Below are 18,234 nucleotides of genomic sequence, written 5' to 3'. Positions count from 1 at the left end.
TGTTTACATTTAACTATGTGACTCTAAATTTCTGCAATGGTTTAATTGCCACCTAAAACATTCTCTCTATTCTCCCTTTATCGCGGTCTTATAATTAGGAGTCAAATGACTGCATGGTTACTAATTTTTTATAGACACCATTAGACTCTAGGAGCTGTGTATGAGAGCCCTGTTCAACTATCTCCCCTTTTTGCAACACTATGATCGTATTTGCATTTTGTATGGTGGACAAGCGATGGGCAATGACTATGGAGGTTCTGTTCTTCATCATTTTTTCCAGTGCGTCCTGTACCAATCTTTCACTTTCCGTATCCAAGGCAGAAGTTGCTTCATCCAATATCATTAAGGGAGGGTTCTTAAGAACAGCTCTTGCGATGGACAATCTTTGCTTTTGACCTCCGCTTAATTTGTTTCCGCTATCACCAATATTGGTGTCATAGCCATTAGGAAGCTGTGATATAAATTCGTGGGCATTTGCAATCTTTGCCGCTTCAATAATTTCCTCATCCGTAGCGTTTTCTTTTCCTAGGCCAATGTTGTTTCGTACAGTATCATTGAACAAAATGGAATCTTGGGTTACTAGCCCCATTAAATTGCGAAGGGAGTTTTTGGTGAGATGTTTTATATCGGTATCGTCTATTTTAATAATGCCTTCGTTCACATCGTAAAAGCGCGTCACCAGATTCGCTATAGTACTTTTTCCACTTCCCGATTGTCCTACCAGAGCAACAGTGTGTCCCTTTGGGACCGTGAGATTAAAGTTTTTAAGAACATATTCATCCTCGTATTTAAAGGATACATTTTCAATGGACACTCCGCTCTCAAAAGTGGTTTTGTGAATAGGATTCTCAATCTCCCCGATAGGGTTTTCGGTTTCCAAAATTTCCAATACACGTTCTGCTGCAGCATCACCCTTTTTAACACCGTAAGAGGCTTTGCTGATCGCTTTTGCGGGAGTAAGGATGTTGTAGGCCAATCCCATATAAGCTATAAAGGAGGAGGCATCTAAAGTTTTGTCGATCAATACCATTTTCCCGCCGAACCATAATAAAACCCCTATCACTAAAATCCCTAGGAATTCCCCTGTTGGGGAGGCCAGGTTTTGCCTATTGAGCAATTTATTGGAGAAATCAAAAAAGCGATACGTAGACGCATTAAAGGTTTTCTGGAACTTGGATTCCGCATTAAAGGCCTTAATGACCCTTAGCCCCCCTAAGGTTTCCTCCACAATGGATAGGAATTCCCCGGACTCTTTCTGGACACGGTCCGATTTCTTTTTTAATGATTTTCCTATTCTAGAAATAATCATACCTGCTAAAGGAATAAAAATAAATACGAACAGGGTTAGCTTGGTACTGATACCAAACATGATTATAATGGTGAATATAATGGTTAGCGGTTCCCTAACTATCAATTCTAAAACGGATAGAAAGGAATGCTGAATTTCCAACACATCGGAGGTAATCCTAGCTATTACATCCCCTTTTCTCTTCTCGGAATAGTAGGAAATAGGCAGCTCTACAATTTTCTTGTACATTTTGTTCCGGATATCCTTTAAGACCCCATTCCTTAGAAAGGTGATATAATACATGGCCAGGTAATTGAAGAAATTCTTCATTAGGAATAGGATCAATACCAATCCAATGACCAATACCAGCCCTTTCATTTCATCATTCCCTGAATACGCCGTTACCTTGAAATTGATATATTCCTGTAAATAATCCTTTAAATGACCCAAATCGGTATAAGTGGGTTCTTCGAAAACCTTTTTATCCTGTTTAAAGAGCACATCCAACATTGGGATAAGGGCGGCAAAAGACAGGGCACTAAAAAGTGCATAAAGAATATTAAAGAATATATTTAAGTAGCCATATTTCTGATAAGGTTTGGCAAACCGAAGGATTTTTTTAAAATACTCCATTAATTGAGGTTCAGTTCTTTTAAGATTCTGTTGATCTTTTCGTCCAATTGGGCATCTACCTTTTTAAAATCACTTGCCTTATCAAGGGTTGCATTGATGCTGAAATAGAATTTTATTTTAGGTTCCGTGCCACTGGGTCTGGCGGCCATAATCGTTCCGTCTTCCGTTGTATAGATCAATACATTGGATTTAGGTATGTCGATAGATGTAGTTTCACCTGTCACCATATTTTTTTTGGTTGATGTATTATAATCATCCACAAAAATAACCTTGGATCCGTCGATAGATTGTACAGGGTTGTTCTTGTAATCTATCATCATCTGTTTTATTTCCTGTGCCCCAGTGATTCCCTTTTTGGTCATGGAAACCAATTTCTCCTTATAAAAACCAAAATCCACGTAGCAATCAATCAAATCCTTGTAGAAAGAACTGCCATTGGCTTTGGCATTAGCACCTATTTCACAAGCCAAGAGGGTAGAGGTAACTGCGTCCTTGTCACGAACAAAATCGCCTACCATAAACCCAAAACTTTCTTCCCCACCACCAACAAAGTGCTGATTTGGAAAATCCTTGATCATTTTAGCGATCCACTTGAATCCCGTTAGAGCGGTCTTGCACTCCACACCATAGGCGTCTGCCAAGGCAGGCATCATTGGGGTGGATACAATGGTGGAGGCTATAAATTCATTGCCTTCCATTCCTTGGGCCTTTCGCTGATCCAATAAAAATTTGGTCATTAGCACCATGGTCTGGTTCCCGTTCAACAATTCCATTTTGCCCTCAAGGTTTCTCACTGCGATTCCCAATCGGTCACTATCTGGATCGGTACCAACTACCATATCCGCACCAATCTCTTCGGCCTTTTCTATCGCCATGTTCAAGGCCTCAGGTTCTTCAGGGTTTGGAGATTTGACTGTTGGAAAGTTTCCATCAGGTACCGCCTGCTCTTCAATAATGGTCACATTTTTGTAACCTGCCCTTTTTAAAACTTCGGGGATGGCAGTTATAGAAGTACCGTGTAAAGAAGTGAAAACAATTTTAAAATCGTCCTTACCCTTGGCATTAAAGTTTCCATTTTTTACAGATGCAGAAATAAAGGCCTCATCCACCTCTTTGTCTATCAATTGGATCAAGCTCTCATCTGCCTTGAATTTGATATCCTCGAAAGATAAATTATTGATCTCTGAGATAATTTCCCCATCCTGAGGGGGTACAATTTGTCCTCCATCTGTCCAATACACCTTATATCCATTGTATTCCGGTGGATTATGGGATGCTGTTAAGACTATGCCCGCATGGCAGTTCAAATATTTTACTGCGAAGGATAGGGCAGGGGTGGTCCTTAATTCAGAGAATAAAAATACCTTGATGCCATTGGCTGCAAATACATCTGCTACCGTTTTGGCCAAGGTGTCGCTATTGTGTCTGCAATCATAGGCGATCACCACTTTTAGAGCCTCATTTGGGTACGTTTTTTTAAGATAGTTGCTCAATCCTTGGGTGTTTTTCCCCAAGGTATATTTATTGATCCTATTGGTGCCAACGCCCATAACGCCCCGCATACCCCCCGTACCAAATTCAAGGTCCTTATAAAACCTGTCCTTTAGTTCTTCAGTATTTGTCTGTATAAGATTTTCTATTTCCTTTTTAGTATCGGCATCAAAAAAATCGGTTAACCAACTTTTTGCGGTGTTGAGTATGGAGTCCATGTGTTTATTACTGTTTTAAGGTGTATTTAAAATTACAAAGAATATTGCTTTAATCTTTGGTAAGGTTCAATTCTTCTAAGATGGTATAACGGGTTTCGTTCTTTCGGGTCCGTACCATTATTTCACCCAGGAAACCAGCTAAAAATAACTGGGTACCTATGATCATAGCGGTCAAAGCGATGAAAAACTGTGGGCGTTCGGTAATCAATCGCCCTGTTGGGTGAATAAAAAGTTTGTCAATCCCAAGGTAGGTTGCAAAACCAAGGCCAATGATGAACATCATCACTCCGAGGGCTCCAAAAAGGTGCATAGGGCGCTTTCCAAATTTTGATACAAACCATATGGTGATTAAATCCAGAAATCCGTTGATGAATCGTTCCATGCCAAATTTTGTTTTTCCGTATTTTCTGGCTTGGTGCTGCACTACTTTTTCCCCAATCTTGGAAAATCCAGCACTTTTGGCCAAAACTGGAATGTAGCGGTGCATTTCACCGGAAACCTCAATATTTTTTACCACCTCCTTCTTGTAGGCCTTCAGGCCACAATTGAAATCGTGGAGTTTTACCCCAGAAGTTCTTCTGGCTGCCCAATTAAACAACTTGGATGGCATGTTTTTGGAGAGAATGGAATCATATCTCTTTTTTTTCCATCCCGAGACCAGATCGTAATTCTCCTCCTTGATGAGTTTGTATAATTCGCTGATTTCTTCTGGATTATCCTGTAAATCGGCATCCATGGTAATGATCACATCACCTTTTGCAGCTTTAAAACCAGCGTGTAAGGCTTGCGATTTACCAAAGTTTTTTAAAAAACGAATCCCTTTTACACTAGGGTTTTTTTGGGAAAGTTCCGAGATGATATTCCAGGAAGTATCGGTGCTTCCATCATCTATAAAGAGAATTTCATATAAAAAATGATTGGATTGCATCACTTGCACAATCCAATCATGTAGTTCTTTTAGTGATTCTTCTTCGTTAAGTAAGGGAATTACTATGCTTATATTCATTTGGTACCGCTGAGAATAATTTCAAAAGTACAAATTACTGATTAGTTTCTGTCTTTTTTAGAATTAATGCGGGAATTAATGAATATATAAATCCAAATACTATACTGAACAATAATCCGAACATGATTTGCATCATGGGGGTTCTGAATGATTCGCCCATTTTAAGTTGGGCATCGATCTGATCACTGGTCATTCCGGCCTCCATCATGGTGCCCTTTTGGAATTCAATGGCCTTATCCATCATTTCTGGATCTATGACCCCTTGCATTATCTGATTCATAATGATCCCTATAACTCCTGCGACCAAGCTAATGCCGACACCAACTTTTAGCCCTTGACCGAAGGACATAAAGCCATTGTTTGCCTTTTTAAACTGTATCATACCAAGTATTACCACGGCCAGGGAGAGAACAACGGTAACCCCAATGACCATGCCACCACCTTGGTAATGCATATCCATGGAATAAAGCATTAAAATGAAGACTACACTAATACCTCCTAATAAGGCTCCGTAATTCAAAGCAAATTTACCTGTGGTCGGTTTGTTATTTTCCATTTTTATAAAGTTTTATGGTTGTTTGCTATAAGTAGTAAATCATCTATTTTTGTTACAAATATTAATTGTTTTTTTATTTTGATTTTTTTTTCGATTTAAATTGTTGTTTTCGGAAAAATCCTTAAATTTGCAGCTCTAAAAATTGAGAGTATCTAAGTTTTTTTACCATGAAGAAAGGAATACACCCAGAGAATTATAGATTAGTAGCTTTTAAGGATATGTCTAACGAAGATGTGTTTCTTACTAAATCTACAGCAGAGACCAAAGAAACTTTGGAAGTTGATGGTGTTGAATATCCAGTTGTGAAAATGGAAATTTCAAGAACATCGCACCCATTTTATACCGGAAAGGCAAAATTGGTGGATACTGCTGGTCGAATTGACAAGTTTAAAAACAAATACAAGAAGTTCAGCAAAGAGTAAATTTTTGCATTACAATTTATATAGTCACGCCCCGATGTTCATCGAGGCGTGACTTTTTTTATTTTTACAAAAAAATAAACCATGAATTATATTCTTTTCGACGGTACGGTACGAAATGCCTTGTTGCCGTTTACCTTTACAAGGCCAGTAGCAGAAATTAGGATCGGGATTTTGACCGTAAGGGAAAAATGGGAAAAATTTTTGGGATTCACCACCACAACAATTACCGAAGAGTACCTGTCCGAAAAGTATCCCATGGTGGAACTTGAAGAAAATATATTAATTAACGCGTCCTTTTTGCCCAATGATGCCTTGGTGGAATTGGTGAAAAAGCTAAAGCCTAACGAGGCTATCTTCCAAAAGGAGGAAATAATCGCCTTTTATTCTCTGGAAACACAGGAAGATCCTGATTTTTCTAAATACAAAGCAATTGAATATGAAGGTGACATTTTGAGAATAGAAAATACCTGGGATATATTTTCCAAAAATGGAAAGGCTATGGAAGCCGATTTCAAAATATTGACCGAAGGCAGAAAAAGTGCTCCCATCTCCAAAACGAACACTGTTTTTAATCCAAAGAACATATTCTTGGAAGAAGGTGCCAAGGTAGAGTGCAGCATACTTAATGCCAATGATGGACCAATCTATATCGGGAAGGATGCTGAAGTCATGGAAGGCTGTATCATAAGGGGTGGTTTTGCCCTTGGAGAACATGCAGTTGTTAAAATGGGTGCCAAGATATATGGTCCTACTACCGCCGGGCCGCATTGTCGCATTGGAGGAGAGGTGAACAATTCTGTTCTTTTTTCCTATTCCAATAAGGGTCATGACGGGTTTCTCGGAAATGCTGTTTTGGGAGAATGGTGCAATATAGGGGCTGACTCCAATAATTCCAATTTGAAAAATAATTATGAGCCCGTACGCTTGTGGAGTTATGAGACAGAGGGATTTGCAAAAACTGGACTTCAATTTTGCGGTTTAATGATGGGAGACCACAGTAAGTGCGGTATCAATACCATGTTTAATACCGGAACTGTGATCGGGGTAAGTGCAAATATTTTTGGATCAGGATTTCCGAGAAATTTTGTCCCTAGTTACAGTTGGGGCGGTGCTTCTGGTTTTACGACCTATCTGCCCAAAAAAGCTTTTGAGACCGCCAGAATAATGATGGAAAGAAGGGGAGTTGAATTCGATGAAATAGAGGCCAATATTTTAAATCATGTTTTTGAGGAAACAAAGAAATGGCGTAAGGATTAAGAAACTAATACGCTCATCTAGTTAAGGAATTGCTGTTTTACAAAACAGACATTTGTTGGTATATTTGCATGCCTAAAAGTTCTAACCTCTTGTTAGGGTAATTTAATATGAATTTTGGGGAGATTATAAGAATTGGACCATGAAAAAGAAAGTAGCATTTTATACGTTGGGTTGTAAACTTAACTTTTCAGAGACATCAACCATTGCCAGAGGTTTTGAAGATGAGGGATTCCAGCGCGTAGACTTTTCTGAAATGGCCGATATGTATGTGATCAATACATGTTCGGTAACAGAAAATGCTGACAAACGGTTCAAGAATATTGTAAAACAGGCCCAGAAGGTAAATCCTGATGCCTTTGTAGCAGCTATTGGTTGCTATGCACAATTGAAACCAGAACAGCTTGCTGCTGTAGATGGTGTAGATCTGGTCTTAGGGGCTACCGAAAAATTCAAGATTACAGATTATATCAACGACCTTTCTAAAAATGATTTTGGAGAAATACATTCTTGTGAAATAGAGGATGCGGATTTCTATGTAGGGAGTTATGCCATTGGCGATAGGACCAGGGCATTTTTAAAGGTGCAAGACGGCTGTGATTATAAATGTACCTATTGCACCATCCCTTTGGCACGGGGTATTTCAAGAAGTGATACTCTGCAAAATGTATTGGATAATGCAGCAGAAATTTCCGCCCAAGGTATTAAGGAAATTGTCCTAACAGGAGTTAATATAGGGGATTATGGAAAGGGTGAATTTGGAAACAAAAAACATGAGCATACATTTTTGGATCTCGTAAAAGCCCTGGATACCGTAGAGGGGATCCATAGGCTACGGATTTCATCCATTGAGCCAAATTTGCTCAAAAATGAAACTATAGATTTCGTTTCCAAGAGCAACACTTTTGTTCCCCATTTTCATATTCCATTGCAAAGTGGAAGTGATGCCATCTTGAAATTGATGAGAAGAAGATATCTCACCAATCTTTACATAGATCGTGTCGCCCAAATAAGAAGAACAATGCCCGATGCATGTATTGGGGTTGACGTTATTGTAGGGTTTCCTGGAGAGACAAATGAGCACTTTTTGGAAACCTATCATTTTTTAAATGAATTGGACATTTCTTACCTGCACGTGTTCACATATTCTGAAAGGGATAATACCGTTGCTGCGGAAATGGAGGGAGTGGTTCCTAAAAATGTTCGCAACAAACGCAGTAAAATGCTAAGGGGCCTATCCGTTAAAAAGAGACGCGCTTTTTATGAGAGTCAGATTGGGACCCATAGAACTGTATTGTTCGAAGGGGAGAACAAGGAAGGATATATACATGGGTTCACAGAGAACTATGTAAAAGTAAGAACACCTTGGGATCCAGCATTGGTGAATACCCTGTGCGATATACGCCTTACTGAAATTGATGAAGAGGGGATGGTTCGTTTTGAGTTTGTAGCATCGGAAGTAAGTATATAAAAAAAAGCCTCTCATCTGAGAGGCTTTTGAATTTTTTAAATCCGAATTCCAACGGGTAGCATTTCTTTATACTGCCTGTTTTTTCTTAAAAATCCTGCGATTTCCGGACTTGTGGGGACCACCCTTAAGTTATTCTCTTGGATGTTGTTCAAAACAGCTTTAATAAAATCTTCCTTAAAACCCTCTTTCGTAATCTCCTCTGGGATTACTAATTTTGTCAAAAAAACTTTACGCTCTTGTGAAGAATACTCAATTTTAGCTAATTTACCGTCAACTGTAGTTTCAAATTGGCGCAAGAAGCTATTGTCCTTAATTAATACTTCATTCATATAGTGTGATATTTAATTGCGTAAGAATGTAATTGCGAAGTTCTCAAAATCGCTTCAAATTAATTGTGTTAAAATCAATATTCGGAATGAAAAATTATTATTGCGGCAACAAAATTACGAAAATTTTAGCTAAATTCCTAGCTTATTATTCACAAGCAAGGATAAGCCACGACCTATGATCCATGTATATTTTATGCCAGGGATGGCAGCTAATTCTTCCATTTTCAATCAGATCAATTTGCCTTCCGATACTTTTGAACAACATGTATTGGACTGGTTTGTTCCGGATAAGGGCATGAGTCTATCGGAATACGCCTTGGCAATGTGTTCTAAGGTAGAGCATAATGATGTTGTTTTGGTTGGCGTTTCATTTGGAGGTATGTTGGTGCAGGAGATGGCGAAACATATTTCGGTTAGAAAAGTGATTGTGATATCCAGTGTTAAACTCACCTCGGAACTTCCAAAACGGATGGTATTTGCCAAATACACCGGAATACATAAGTTGTTGCCTACAGGATTGGTGAACAATGTTGAATTATTGGCGAAATATGCCTTTGGGGAAACCGTGACCAAAAGATTGGAATTATATGAGCAGTATCTCTCCGTTAGGGACAAGTACTACATAGATTGGTCCATTGATCAAATCGTAAATTGGAAGCAAAATGAATGTCCCCCAAATGTGGTGCATATTCACGGAGAAAAGGACAATGTATTCCCTATTTCTCACATAAATGACTGCATTCCAATAAAAAATGGAACGCATACCATGATCATTCATAGATTTAGGTGGTTTAATGAGCACTTGCCTAAAATTATTTTAGAAAATCCACGTTCTATTTAATACCTTTAATATATTATACAAACACTAAGAGAAGGATTATGAAAATACTTAAAAATGGATTGATGTTGGTTGGAATGCTTTGTGTTATAAGCAGCTTGATATTTGCGGTCCAGAACACAATGGGCAGTTCCTCAAATGATTCAAATGACCAGGCGTCCAACGAGGGCGAAGTGACCAATTCTTATAAATATAAAGTTAGGGCCATTGATATTCCAGCGGACTTAAATTTTGCCGGTGAAAGCGTTCCTGTGGATGATCCGGAGGTAATGGAGCGTATAGATAGGGAATTCTTGGTAAACACATATTGGCAATCCAATGCCCTATTGCTCATGAAAAGGGCTAATAAATACTTCCCCATTATTGAACCAATTTTAAAGAAAAACGGGATTCCTGATGATTTTAAATATTTGGCAGTCGCAGAAAGCGGATTGCAAAATTTGATCTCGCCTGCAGGGGCAACTGGATTTTGGCAAATAATGAAGGGTACGGGAAAGGATTTTGGATTGGAGATCAATGAAAATGTGGATGAGCGTTATCATTTAGAAAAATCAACCGAAGTGGCTTGTAGATATTTGAAAAGTTCGAAAGCGAAATTTGGAAGTTGGACTCTTGCTGCCGCTTCTTATAATGCGGGACCTTACGGTATTAAAAAATATCAAGGGGTACAAAAAGTAGATGCCTACTATGATCTTTTATTAGGGGAAGAAACTGGCCGATATGTATTTAGAATTTTGGCAATTAAGGAGATATTGTCCAATCCTGAAAAATATGGCTTCGAAATAGGGAAGGAAGATTTGTATACTTCGGTGCCGACCTTTAATGTTGAAGTTGACACTCCTATTGCCAATTTCGCTGATTTTGCACAAGACTACGAAATCAATTATAAAATTCTTAAGAGACACAACCCATGGTTGAGAGAGGCCCATTTAAACAATGGTACCAAAAAGAAATACGTAATAGAAATTCCTAACAAAGGTTATTATAAGGTTTCTAAATAATGTATGCTTATATAAAAGAAAATCTCTGGCAAATTTTATTGGGAATCAATTATATATTGGTCATTTTTTTTTCAATATTTATTGTTTTAAAGAATAGCCATCCTATAAGAACCCTTTCTTATTTGTTTGCCTTGGCGGCCTTGCCTTTTCTTGGGTTATTGGTCTATTATTTTTTTGGACAAGATTATAGGAAACATAAGATTTTCGAAAAGAAATCGGTAATCGACAGCGCTAAACTTAAGGAATGGAGGGAGTCTTTTGAATTCACCCATAAAGAAAATAAGGAATTCGAGGAGGAGTTCGGAGAAGGGGTTTTTAAAATTTATAAGCTTCTCCAAAATAATGAGAAAGCAGTGGTCACCTTTAACAACAAGGCCGACATATTGATCAATGGTGAACAAAAATTTAAAATTCTTTTAAAAGACCTAAAGGCTGCCGAATCCCATATCCATATGGAATATTTCATCATAGTGGACGATGAACTCGGAAAGCAAATCTTAGATGTTCTTTGTGAAAAGGCTAAAGAAGGGGTGGAGATCCGACTTATCTATGATGATGTGGGCAGTAGTATATCATCCAAAATTAAGCGTAGATTAACAGAGAGTGGGGTGGAACACCATGCTTTTATGCCCGTAATATTCACTAGGTTCACCAGTAAATTTAATTATCGCGATCATAGAAAAATAGTGGTTGTAGACGGTAAGGTGGGTTATGTAGGCGGAATTAACCTCGAGAAAAAATATGACAACAGCTTCAAAAACAAGTTTTTTTGGCGAGATACTCATCTAAGGCTAGAGGGAGACGCTGTTGGCTCACTACAATCCACATTTCTTTTAAATTGGGATTTTGTCTCCGATTCGAAGCTTGATATTAAAAAATTGATCCCAAAACCACTAAAAGAAGCAAAGAGCACTACCGCTGTACAGATCGTATCCAGTGGTCCGGACACGGATTGGGCCAGTATCATGGAAGCATTGTTTTCGGCCATCAATTCTGCCAATGACTATATTTATGTCACCTCCCCTTATTTGATCCCAAATGCCGAAATATTGGCTGCACTGACCACGGCTTCCAGAAGTGGAGTGGAGGTGAAATTTATCATTCCCAAAGATTCTGATTCATGGGCGGCAAAATATGCCACCGATTCATACATAGAGCAATTTTTGGACTCAGGGATTGAGGTATACCGCTATACCAAGGGTTTTGTTCATGCCAAAACAATTGTTATTGACGACAACATTAGCAGCATAGGTACCGCCAATCTTGATTATAGAAGCTTTTCCATCAATTTTGAGATAAATGCAATGCTTTACGACGCCAAAATATCATCTAAAATGAAAAAGATATTCATAGAGGATTTAAAGGACTGCGAAATTATAGATGTGGAACGATGGAAAAACAGACCCCTTAGCAAGAAACTCAAGGAGTCTTTTAATAGGCTGTGGGCCCCATTGCTCTAAATCTTCTTCATTTGCTGTTGCATCATTTTTATCTGATCTGTCAACATATTCTGTTTGTCCAATTTTTTTGCTTCGTTCAATAGCATGGTAGCCTCCCTTTTACGACGTTTTTGCATAGCTATACCCGCAAGGCTTAGTTTTGCCATGGCAACATCATAATCCATGGTTAATCCCAATTTTAAAGCCTTTTTGAAATACTTCTCAGCTTGGGTCAAGTTGGTCTGTGAAAAAAGGATGCCGTGTAAGTAGTTGTAGTATCCTTGTTGTTTAGTGGTAAGGGCCGCTTCAGGGTCTTTTATCTTGTCCAGCCATTTTTGGGTACCTGCCATATCTTGCTTACGCATTCTTAGAAAAGCAAGTAGTATCATTTCATTTCTGAAATAAAGAAATATGAAAATAGTGGATAGTAATATTAAAAAGATTCCATTGCCAATATTTCCTTCTATAAATTGAAAGATGGCATAAGCAATGATTAATCCGGCGATGATAAGTTTGAAAATTTTGTTGAACATGATTTATTCGTTAATTAATTCGTAGGTAATTTTTGATTTTATTGTTGTTGGTATCTTTTGATCGCTCATTTGGACCATTACGGAAGCCCCTTTGGATACTCCCTCTACATTCATTTTAGAAATAAATCCAGTAGTCCTGTTGGTAGTAATCGTTGTATTCTGTGTCCCTGTAAGGTTCATGGTGCTTGAAGGTTCCACAACATTCATCGTAACTACTGCCTTTCCGGCAATGGTGGCCGTTTTAGATGTTAGCCCTTTTAAGGTCCAGACGGTAGACGCAGCCAACTTGCCGCTATATTCATTCTGCCATGTATCTCCCACTTTTATTTTTTTGGTAGGATAGATATAGGTCATTTGCTTATAACTATTGGAAAGGGCCTCTGATCCAAATTCTTGTTGTAATGATTTTTTCATCAATTTTAATGAAAAATCATCTTTTAATCCAGACGCCGCAGTCATTTTAGTGACCAAGGCATCACCCCCTTTAACCTCAAGGATGTCCCCATTCTTTGCAAGGGTCATTTTAACGGGGCTATTAAGAATACTATTGAAAATACTGGATTGCATGTCGCCTGGAACCACTTGTTTTGCCTTTACGTTCATTAATTCGCCCTGAATGCTAGAAGTCATCCTTAGATTCAAATCTTTAAAAGTAAGGCTAATAATGTAGTTTTCTTCCTTTATTCCAACAACCTTAAACTCCAATAGCCCGTTCATTTGGTTGATTATCTCATGGGAGGAACCATCCAATTCTTGGATAATGGTCTGGTGTGCATTCTGTTTCACCCGAAAAACGTCTCCAATTTTTAGCGTATATTGAAGGGAGGTTTGCCCGATAATAGTAGTGATAGAGAAGGTGAAAAGTAAAAAAGAGAGAAAATGTCTCATGTAAAAAATTGGTTCCTGAATAATCGATCGCAAAAGTAATAAAAACAATCGTAAATATTTTTTTAATTAGATTTGTGAAAGTGAAAACTCTTCGTATATTTGCGCCCAGATTTTGCGGACAGAACCGCGGTTTTGAAAACATCAAAAAGTATTAAAAATGCCAGGACAAAAAAGAACATATCAGCCGTCAAAGCGTAAGAGAAGAAACAAACATGGTTTTAGAGAACGCATGGCATCAGCCAATGGTAGAAAAGTTCTTGCCAGAAGAAGAGCTAAGGGTAGAAAAAAACTAAGCGTTTCTTCAGAGCCAAGACATAAAAAATAATGACTGTATTGTTATTAAAAATATCAAGGTGTTACTTTTTATAAGTAACACCTTTTTTTTGTTTATTAAAATTTAGATTAAACGCCATATCCAATGCCAAAAAGAAAAGATTTAAAATCAGTTTTAATTATAGGTTCTGGTCCCATAGTGATCGGACAAGCGTGTGAATTTGATTATGCAGGATCACAGTCCTTACGATCTCTACGTGAGGATGGAATAGAAACTGTTTTGATCAATAGTAATCCAGCTACTATCATGACAGATCCATCCATGGCGGATCATATATATTTAAAGCCTTTAAATACAAAGTCAATAATTGAGATCCTGAAGAAGCATCCCAATATAGATGCTGTCTTGCCAACCATGGGTGGACAAACGGCCTTGAACCTTTGTATCGAGGCAGATGAAAAAGGTATCTGGGAAGATTTTGGAGTTGAACTTATAGGGGTAGACATCGATGCTATCAATATTACAGAGGATCGCGAAAAGTTCCGTGAGCTGATGTTGAAAATTGGGGTAGGTATGGCACCTCAGGCCACTGCCACTTCTTTTCTTAAAGGGAAGGAAATTGCGCAGGAGTTTGGTTTTCCTCTGGTAATCAGGGCTTCCTATACCCTAGGAGGCGCAGGAGCTTCCATCGTGTACAAACAAGAGGATTTTGATGAGATGTTGAGTCGTGGTTTGGAAATTTCCCCTATCCACGAGGTAATGATAGATAAGGCTCTTTTGGGTTGGAAAGAGTACGAATTGGAATTGCTTAGGGATAAGAATGATAATGTTGTTATTATCTGTGCCATTGAAAACATGGATCCTATGGGGATTCATACAGGAGACTCCATTACCGTAGCTCCGGCTATGACTCTTTCTGACAAAACATATCAGAGAATGCGTGATATGGCTATCTTGATGATGCGTAGTATAGGTGACTTCGCAGGAGGTTGTAACGTGCAGTTTGCTGTTAGTCCGGATGAAAAAGAAGACATAATTGCTATAGAGATAAATCCAAGGGTTTCCCGTTCCTCAGCCTTGGCATCTAAAGCCACAGGATATCCAATTGCCAAAATAGCTACTAAATTGGCAATGGGCTACAACTTGGATGAATTGGATAACCAAATCACTAAATCCACATCTGCTTTATTTGAGCCTACCTTGGATTATGTGATCGTAAAAATTCCTAGATGGAACTTTGATAAGTTTGAAGGGTCAGATAGAACATTGGGACTTCAAATGAAATCGGTAGGTGAAGTAATGGGGATTGGAAGATCGTTCCAGGAAGCATTACACAAGGCCACACAATCCCTAGAGATCAAAAGAAATGGACTGGGGGCCGATGGGAAAGGATATAAAGATTACGACCAGATCATCAGTAAGTTGACAATTCCTAGTTGGGACCGTGTCTTCGTTATTTATGATGCCATACAATTGGGGATTCCCTTGAGCAGAATTCATGAGATTACCAAGATAGACATGTGGTTCTTGCGACAATATGAAGAATTGAATTTCTTGGAAAAAGAAATCGAGAAGTATACCATAGAATCTTTGCCAAGAGAGTTGTTGTTGGAAGCGAAACAAAAAGGTTTTGCAGATAGACAAATTGCACATATGGTAGATTGTTATGAGAGCGAGGTCTATAACAAAAGATCTTCCTTAGGGATCAACAGGGTATATAAATTGGTGGATACGTGTGCTGCAGAGTTTAAGGCCATGACACCATACTACTATTCTACCTTTGAGGAAGAAATAGAAACCGCAGACGGGAAAAGGTATGTGGAGAACGACAGTATTGTTACCGATAAGAAAAAAATTGTTGTTCTGGGCTCCGGACCAAATAGAATTGGCCAGGGAATAGAATTTGATTACTGTTGTGTCCATGGGGTTTTAGCAGCGGCTGAATGTGGCTACGAGACCATTATGATCAACTGTAACCCAGAAACGGTATCCACGGATTTCGATACGGCCGATAAACTATACTTCGAGCCTGTATTTTGGGAGCATATCTATGACATTATCCGACACGAAAAACCAGAAGGTGTTATTGTTCAGTTAGGAGGGCAGACCGCATTAAAATTGGCCGAAAAACTGGATAAATACGGTATAAAGATTATAGGTACTAGCTTTAAATCTTTGGATTTAGCTGAAGATAGAGGAAGTTTCTCCAGGTTGTTACAGGAAAACAATATTCCATTTCCAGAATTTGGTGTAGCAGAAACAGCTCAAGAAGCACTGGAATTATCAGATAAGTTAAACTTTCCACTTTTGGTAAGACCATCTTATGTACTGGGTGGACAAGGCATGAAAATTGTCATCAACAAAGAAGAATTAGAATCCCATGTGGTAGGTCTTTTAAGATCTATCCCAAATAATAAGCTTTTATTGGACCATTATTTAGACGGAGCTATAGAAGCTGAAGCAGATGCCATTTGTGATGGGGAGGATGTGTATATTATAGGGATCATGGAGCATATAGAGCCATGTGGTATCCATTCAGGTGATTCTAATGCAACCTTGCCTCCTTTTAACTTAGGGGAGTTTGTAATGCAGCAGATCAAGGATCACACAAAGAAGATTGCCCTAGCCTTAAATACGGTAGGTCTTATCAATATTCAATTTGCCATCAAGGATGATGTAGTATACATTATCGAGGCAAATCCAAGGGCTTCCCGAACCGTTCCGTTCATTGCGAAGGCCTATAAGGAACCTTATGTGAACTACGCCACCAAGGTGATGCTAGGGGAGAAAAAGGTTAAAGATTTCAAATTCAATCCGCAATTGGAAGGTTTCGCGATCAAACAACCGGTATTCTCTTTTGATAAGTTCCCGAACGTAAATAAAAATTTGGGTCCAGAAATGAAAAGTACAGGAGAGAGCATTTTATTCATAGATAACCTAAAGGATGATGAGTTCTACAACCTTTACCACAGACGTAAAATGTACTTGAGCAAGTAATATTCCGATCAAATCTACCTAGACAAGGGGATTTGTTTGAAGCATAAAAAAAGCCCTGTAAGATATCTTACAGGGCTTTCTATTTGTTAGGTGCTATATTAAGAGCCCCATTCGGTATGGAAAATCCCTTCCATATCATTCCTTTCGTAGGTGTGGGAACCAAAATGATCCCGTTGTGCCTGTATTAGGTTCAACGGCAACCTGCTTGAGGTATAGGCGTCAAAATAGGTCAATGAGTTGGACAATCCCGGTAATGGTATTCCACTTGTTGCCGCATAGGCCACAACTTGTCTGGCTGAAGCAACGGTACCCTTAACCTTTTCAACAAAGGCCGGTGCCAGCAATAAATTAGGTAGTTCTTTGTCTGATGAATAGGCAGATGAAATATCTTCTAACATCGCGGCCCTAATAATGCAGCCCGCTCTCCATATTTTAGCTATTACAGACAGGTCCAGCTCATACCCGTATTCCTTGGAGGCATCTTTCAATTGGTGCAATCCTTGGGCGTAGGTATTGATAAAAGCAAAATACAATGCAGCTTCCGCCATTTTAACCAGTTCTTTTTTATCAATGGTCTTGGGCTCTGGTCGTCCATAAAGCGAATCTGCCAATACGCGTTCCTCTTTCAAGGCAGAAATCTCTCGCATACTAACGGCAATATCAATGGATGGAACTGGAATACCAAGATCCATGGCATTTTGCGAGGTCCATTTTCCGGTTCCCTTTTGCTTTGCCTTGTCCAGAATTTTGTCCACCAAGGCTCCCGTGCCCTTATCGTCTTTTTGGGCAAAGATCTCAGCTGTTATTTCAATTAGGAAAGATTGTAACCTTCCCTGGTTCCATTCATTGAAAATGGTATGTAGTTCATCATTGTTAAATCCGCCTGCCTTTTTTAGTAAATCATAGATTTCCGAGGTCAGTTGCATTAATCCGTATTCAATACCATTGTGGACCATCTTTACATAGTTACCAGCAGATTTTGGTCCTAAATAGGCAACACAGGGCTCCCCGTTGAATTTTGCGGATACAGCTTCAAATATGGGTTGTACTTCCTTATATGCCTCTTTATTACCTCCTGGCATGATGCTTGGGCCTTTTCTGGCACCTTTTGCGCCACCTGATACACCAGAACCAAAAAAATGGATTCCTTTTTCCTTTAAATAGGCCTCTCTTCGGTCCGTATCGGTAAAGAATGAGTTTCCACCATCAATAATAAGATCGTCCTTGTCTATTTCTGGCAACAGATTTTCTATAACCGCATCCACAATCTTGCCTGCAGGGACCAAGAGCATTATTTTTCTAGGTTTGGCCAAAGACTGAACAAAGGTTTTTAGATCCGTTGAAGCATTGACCCTCTTGGGATTGCCACCTTCTTCAATAAGGGCATCTACTTTCTCTTGATCTAAATCATATCCAAAAGCAGAAAAATCATTATCGGCCACATTCAGTATAAAGTTACGTCCCATGACCCCTAGACCTATAAGCCCAAAATCGTATGTAGTTTTCTCCATAATTTGTTATTGTTGTGAATTAATTGAATTCACTATTGATATGTTAAGTAATTTACGATGTAAATTGTATAACTTAAATAAGTTT

16 protein-coding genes are annotated in these 18,234 nt (G+C 38.7%); 8 read left to right on the top strand and 8 right to left on the bottom strand.

The window, feature by feature from the left end; all coding sequences use genetic code 11:
* Positions 1 to 94 precede the first annotated feature (94 nt).
* From ABXZ32_RS00315 to ABXZ32_RS00300, 4 genes are read right to left on the bottom strand one after another with little or no spacing between them, the layout of a single operon-like run.
* The gene (locus ABXZ32_RS00315; RefSeq protein WP_354616699.1) at positions 95 to 1,921 is read right to left on the bottom strand and encodes an ABC transporter ATP-binding protein; all 1,827 of its coding nucleotides are present in this window, start codon (positions 1,919 to 1,921) and stop codon (positions 95 to 97) included.
* Positions 1,921 to 3,630 (bottom strand): phospho-sugar mutase, encoded by a 1,710-nt coding sequence (locus ABXZ32_RS00310; protein WP_354616698.1) that lies wholly within the window; start codon positions 3,628 to 3,630, stop codon positions 1,921 to 1,923. The genes ABXZ32_RS00315 and ABXZ32_RS00310 overlap by 1 nt, the downstream gene beginning before the upstream one ends.
* 49 nt (positions 3,631 to 3,679) lie before the next feature.
* The gene (locus ABXZ32_RS00305; protein WP_354616697.1) at positions 3,680 to 4,636 is read right to left on the bottom strand and encodes a glycosyltransferase family 2 protein; all 957 of its coding nucleotides are present in this window, start codon (positions 4,634 to 4,636) and stop codon (positions 3,680 to 3,682) included.
* Between the two features lie 34 nt (positions 4,637 to 4,670).
* Positions 4,671 to 5,192, bottom strand: coding sequence for a DUF4199 domain-containing protein (locus ABXZ32_RS00300; RefSeq protein ID WP_354616696.1), 522 nt, complete (start codon positions 5,190 to 5,192; stop codon positions 4,671 to 4,673).
* 167 nt (positions 5,193 to 5,359) lie between these two features.
* Between ABXZ32_RS00300 and ABXZ32_RS00295 the strand changes: the two genes are divergently transcribed.
* The 3 genes from ABXZ32_RS00295 to mtaB all read left to right on the top strand — a co-directional run bounded on the left by ABXZ32_RS00295 (position 5,360) and on the right by mtaB (position 8,339).
* Positions 5,360 to 5,614, top strand: a complete 255-nt coding sequence (locus ABXZ32_RS00295; protein ID WP_062054732.1) for a type B 50S ribosomal protein L31 — start codon at positions 5,360 to 5,362, stop codon at positions 5,612 to 5,614.
* Between the two features lie 81 nt (positions 5,615 to 5,695).
* On the top strand, positions 5,696 to 6,871 hold the full coding sequence (locus ABXZ32_RS00290; protein ID WP_354616695.1) for a GlmU family protein: 1,176 nt from the start codon (positions 5,696 to 5,698) through the stop codon (positions 6,869 to 6,871).
* Between the two features lie 139 nt (positions 6,872 to 7,010).
* Positions 7,011 to 8,339, top strand: coding sequence for a tRNA (N(6)-L-threonylcarbamoyladenosine(37)-C(2))-methylthiotransferase MtaB (mtaB, locus tag ABXZ32_RS00285; protein ID WP_354616694.1), 1,329 nt, complete (start codon positions 7,011 to 7,013; stop codon positions 8,337 to 8,339).
* A 35-nt stretch (positions 8,340 to 8,374) separates the two neighbouring features.
* Here the strand turns inward: mtaB and ABXZ32_RS00280 are convergent, their stop codons facing one another.
* Positions 8,375 to 8,668: a GNAT family N-acetyltransferase gene (locus tag ABXZ32_RS00280; RefSeq protein WP_354616693.1), complete on the bottom strand. Its 294-nt coding sequence runs from the start codon at positions 8,666 to 8,668 to the stop codon at positions 8,375 to 8,377.
* A gap of 175 nt (positions 8,669 to 8,843) precedes the next feature.
* Between ABXZ32_RS00280 and ABXZ32_RS00275 the strand changes: the two genes are divergently transcribed.
* From ABXZ32_RS00275 to cls, 3 genes are read left to right on the top strand one after another with little or no spacing between them, the layout of a single operon-like run.
* Positions 8,844 to 9,509, top strand: coding sequence for an alpha/beta fold hydrolase (locus ABXZ32_RS00275; protein ID WP_354616692.1), 666 nt, complete (start codon positions 8,844 to 8,846; stop codon positions 9,507 to 9,509).
* A 38-nt stretch (positions 9,510 to 9,547) separates the two neighbouring features.
* Complete coding sequence (locus tag ABXZ32_RS00270) at positions 9,548 to 10,507, top strand: lytic transglycosylase domain-containing protein (RefSeq protein ID WP_354616691.1); 960 nt, start codon at positions 9,548 to 9,550, stop codon at positions 10,505 to 10,507.
* Entirely contained in the window at positions 10,507 to 11,967 is a 1,461-nt protein-coding gene (gene cls, locus ABXZ32_RS00265) for a cardiolipin synthase (protein WP_354616690.1), read from the top strand. Before ABXZ32_RS00270 ends, cls begins: the two co-directional genes overlap by 1 nt.
* On the opposite strand, the gene ABXZ32_RS00260 is transcribed toward cls, so the two are convergent.
* Both ABXZ32_RS00260 and ABXZ32_RS00255 read right to left on the bottom strand, forming a co-directional pair.
* On the bottom strand, positions 11,964 to 12,479 hold the full coding sequence (locus ABXZ32_RS00260; protein ID WP_354616689.1) for a DUF2892 domain-containing protein: 516 nt from the start codon (positions 12,477 to 12,479) through the stop codon (positions 11,964 to 11,966). The two genes, cls and ABXZ32_RS00260, sit on opposite strands and share 4 nt — an antisense overlap.
* A gap of 3 nt (positions 12,480 to 12,482) precedes the next feature.
* Positions 12,483 to 13,367, bottom strand: coding sequence for a DUF6263 family protein (locus ABXZ32_RS00255; RefSeq protein ID WP_354616688.1), 885 nt, complete (start codon positions 13,365 to 13,367; stop codon positions 12,483 to 12,485).
* Positions 13,368 to 13,524: 157 nt separating this feature from the next.
* On the opposite strand from ABXZ32_RS00255, the gene rpmH reads away from it, so the two are divergent.
* Positions 13,525 to 13,692, top strand: a complete 168-nt coding sequence (gene rpmH / locus ABXZ32_RS00250) for a 50S ribosomal protein L34 (protein WP_062054716.1) — start codon at positions 13,525 to 13,527, stop codon at positions 13,690 to 13,692.
* Positions 13,693 to 13,785: 93 nt separating this feature from the next.
* Positions 13,786 to 16,638, top strand: a complete 2,853-nt coding sequence (gene carB / locus ABXZ32_RS00245; protein ID WP_354616687.1) for a carbamoyl-phosphate synthase large subunit — start codon at positions 13,786 to 13,788, stop codon at positions 16,636 to 16,638.
* A gap of 98 nt (positions 16,639 to 16,736) precedes the next feature.
* Here the strand turns inward: carB and gndA are convergent, their stop codons facing one another.
* Positions 16,737 to 18,149: an NADP-dependent phosphogluconate dehydrogenase gene (gene gndA / locus ABXZ32_RS00240; protein ID WP_354616686.1), complete on the bottom strand. Its 1,413-nt coding sequence runs from the start codon at positions 18,147 to 18,149 to the stop codon at positions 16,737 to 16,739.
* Positions 18,150 to 18,234: the final 85 nt, after the last annotated feature.

It is taken from the genome of Sediminicola luteus (assembly GCF_040566555.1).
In the GTDB taxonomy this organism is placed as follows: Bacteria; Bacteroidota; Bacteroidia; order Flavobacteriales; family Flavobacteriaceae; genus Sediminicola.
This window is presented reverse-complemented; position numbering and strand designations above follow the sequence as displayed.

What these genes read in the sequence shown, in the direction of transcription:
- ABXZ32_RS00315 (WP_354616699.1), bottom strand. Translation starts at nt 1,921, where the DNA reads ATGGAGTATTTTAAAAAAATCCTTCGGTTTGCCAAACCTTATCAGAAA.
- ABXZ32_RS00310 (WP_354616698.1), bottom strand. Translation starts at nt 3,630, where the DNA reads ATGGACTCCATACTCAACACCGCAAAAAGTTGGTTAACCGATTTTTTT.
- ABXZ32_RS00305 (WP_354616697.1), bottom strand. Translation starts at nt 4,636, where the DNA reads ATGAATATAAGCATAGTAATTCCCTTACTTAACGAAGAAGAATCACTA.
- ABXZ32_RS00300 (WP_354616696.1), bottom strand. Translation starts at nt 5,192, where the DNA reads ATGGAAAATAACAAACCGACCACAGGTAAATTTGCTTTGAATTACGGA.
- ABXZ32_RS00295 (WP_062054732.1), top strand. Translation starts at nt 5,360, where the DNA reads ATGAAGAAAGGAATACACCCAGAGAATTATAGATTAGTAGCTTTTAAG.
- ABXZ32_RS00290 (WP_354616695.1), top strand. Translation starts at nt 5,696, where the DNA reads ATGAATTATATTCTTTTCGACGGTACGGTACGAAATGCCTTGTTGCCG.
- mtaB (WP_354616694.1), top strand. Translation starts at nt 7,011, where the DNA reads ATGAAAAAGAAAGTAGCATTTTATACGTTGGGTTGTAAACTTAACTTT.
- ABXZ32_RS00280 (WP_354616693.1), bottom strand. Translation starts at nt 8,668, where the DNA reads ATGAATGAAGTATTAATTAAGGACAATAGCTTCTTGCGCCAATTTGAA.
- ABXZ32_RS00275 (WP_354616692.1), top strand. Translation starts at nt 8,844, where the DNA reads ATGATCCATGTATATTTTATGCCAGGGATGGCAGCTAATTCTTCCATT.
- ABXZ32_RS00270 (WP_354616691.1), top strand. Translation starts at nt 9,548, where the DNA reads ATGAAAATACTTAAAAATGGATTGATGTTGGTTGGAATGCTTTGTGTT.
- cls (WP_354616690.1), top strand. Translation starts at nt 10,507, where the DNA reads ATGTATGCTTATATAAAAGAAAATCTCTGGCAAATTTTATTGGGAATC.
- ABXZ32_RS00260 (WP_354616689.1), bottom strand. Translation starts at nt 12,479, where the DNA reads ATGTTCAACAAAATTTTCAAACTTATCATCGCCGGATTAATCATTGCT.
- ABXZ32_RS00255 (WP_354616688.1), bottom strand. Translation starts at nt 13,367, where the DNA reads ATGAGACATTTTCTCTCTTTTTTACTTTTCACCTTCTCTATCACTACT.
- rpmH (WP_062054716.1), top strand. Translation starts at nt 13,525, where the DNA reads ATGCCAGGACAAAAAAGAACATATCAGCCGTCAAAGCGTAAGAGAAGA.
- carB (WP_354616687.1), top strand. Translation starts at nt 13,786, where the DNA reads ATGCCAAAAAGAAAAGATTTAAAATCAGTTTTAATTATAGGTTCTGGT.
- gndA (WP_354616686.1), bottom strand. Translation starts at nt 18,149, where the DNA reads ATGGAGAAAACTACATACGATTTTGGGCTTATAGGTCTAGGGGTCATG.